This is a genomic window from Bradyrhizobium sp. MI1.11, assembly GCF_055811255.1.
In genome coordinates, this window is the sequence record NZ_JBVVPM010000159.1 from 1 (window position 1) to 1,637 (window position 1,637).

Annotated in this window: 1 protein-coding gene and 2 pseudogenes; 2 read left to right on the forward strand and 1 reads right to left on the reverse strand. The window is 57.7% G+C overall.

The window, feature by feature from the left end; genetic code table 11:
* Positions 1-16: 16 nt before the first annotated feature.
* A complete protein-coding gene (locus tag AC0L30_RS42820) occupies positions 17-187 on the forward strand; it encodes an integrase core domain-containing protein (protein WP_473309421.1) in 171 nt (56 codons plus the stop codon).
* 139 nt (positions 188-326) lie between these two features.
* Here the strand turns inward: AC0L30_RS42820 and AC0L30_RS42825 are convergent.
* Positions 327-1,351: pseudogene (locus AC0L30_RS42825) on the reverse strand (IS110 family RNA-guided transposase).
* Positions 1,352-1,417: 66 nt separating this feature from the next.
* Between AC0L30_RS42825 and AC0L30_RS42830 the strand changes: the two are divergent.
* Positions 1,418-1,561: pseudogene (locus AC0L30_RS42830) on the forward strand (integrase core domain-containing protein); the annotation flags it as partial.
* Positions 1,562-1,637 lie beyond the last annotated feature (76 nt).

A 1,637-nucleotide genomic window follows, 5' to 3' on the forward strand; every position in this document is an offset into this window, starting at 1 on the left:
GTCAGAGGACAACCAGATTGCCTGGCACTTTATCGCGCCAGGCAAACCGATGCAGAACGGCTTCTGTGAAAGCTTCATGTATAGACGGCCCGCGGGTGCAAGAGGTTTCGACAACATTTTGATGTCGGTCGGGTGCGTTCATGTATACGGCCTTTTGGTGCGACCGATACCATGGTGCTGGCCCTGATGGAGATCGCGGATCGAGGCCTCATCAACGGGTCGCGCTCGTTGCGCTTAAAGCTCTTCGGGCTTTCTCGATCCCCAGCTCCGCCGGTTTTCATCACGCTGTCATTTGCCCTCGCACCTTGTTAGCCGCATCCGCAGCTTCACGCGGGGGATGTCGGCCTATAATACTCCCCAGTCGTCATCATCGCCCAGACGATCCGAGCCAACTTGTTTGCAACGGCGATTGCGACCACCATGGGTCGACGTCGCTCGAGGAGAGCTTCGATCCATCCGCCTCCGACCCGTGAGCGAGCCTTTGGGAACCGGACGACGTTACGTGCTCCGATGACCAGCAAGTGCCTAAGATAGGAATCTCCCTGCTTCGTTATGCGGCCGAGCCGATCTTTTCCACCAGTTGAGTTCTGCCTTGGCGTTAGGCCGAGCCAAGCTGCGAACTCCCGCCCGGAACGGAACATGGTTGGATCGGGAACGGTGGCAGCAAGGGCTGTAGCCGTAAGGGGCCGACGCCCGGGATGATGGAAGCAAGCAACCTCGCCACTGGATGCGCTCTCTGGATCTGAGCCAACTCTCGCTCGATGGCTTCAATCTGCCGGTCGACTTCCTTCATCTGGTTCACAAGCGCTGCCAGCGCCATGCGCGCCGTAGTCGGCAACGATAACTGATCATCGTCCAACATTTGCACCAAACCATCCACCTTTGTCGGCCTTGCCCAACAATAACTCCGAACTCGGCAAAATGGGCTCGGATGGCGCAAGATGTCATAGTCCTCTGACGAACCAGCAGGCCTCTCGCTCGATGAAGCATCAAGAAGCCTTGGTTCTCGACGCTCTTGATCGGAACGAACCGCATGTGAGGGCGAGCAACTGCTTCGCAGATTGCGGCCGCATCAGTGGCATCGTTCTTAGCTCCTCGCCGGACGTAGGGCTTTACATATGCCGGCGGAAATCAATCTCACATCGTGACCAAGCCGCTGGATCTCGCGTGCCCAGTGGTGCGCGGAAGCACAAGCCTCGATGCCGACCAGGCAGGATGACAGTGATGAGAAGAAGGCGATGATCTCACCACGCCGCAGGCGTTGGCGACAGACCACGCGTCCTTCATCATCAACCGCATGGAGGTGAAAAGCGAACTTTGAAATGTCCAACCCAATAGTCGCGATGTTCATCTTGATTGACTCCTTCTGCCGCCAGCACATCTGGCACGATATCACCGTCGCCGAGAGAGCGGAGCCGTCTTCCCCATCAACGGCCGGATGCGAGACGAGCTTCTCAACGAAACCCTGTTCTTCGGCCTTGATCTCGCCCGAACCAGGATTGCGGCGTGGGCCGATGACTACAATAGCCATCGCCTGCATTCGTCGCTGGGCTATCTGACTGCGGATTCCGATCGATGTCGCCCAGGATTCCGAGATGATCTCGCCCACCATTCCGATTTGAAGTCGCCCACCCGTT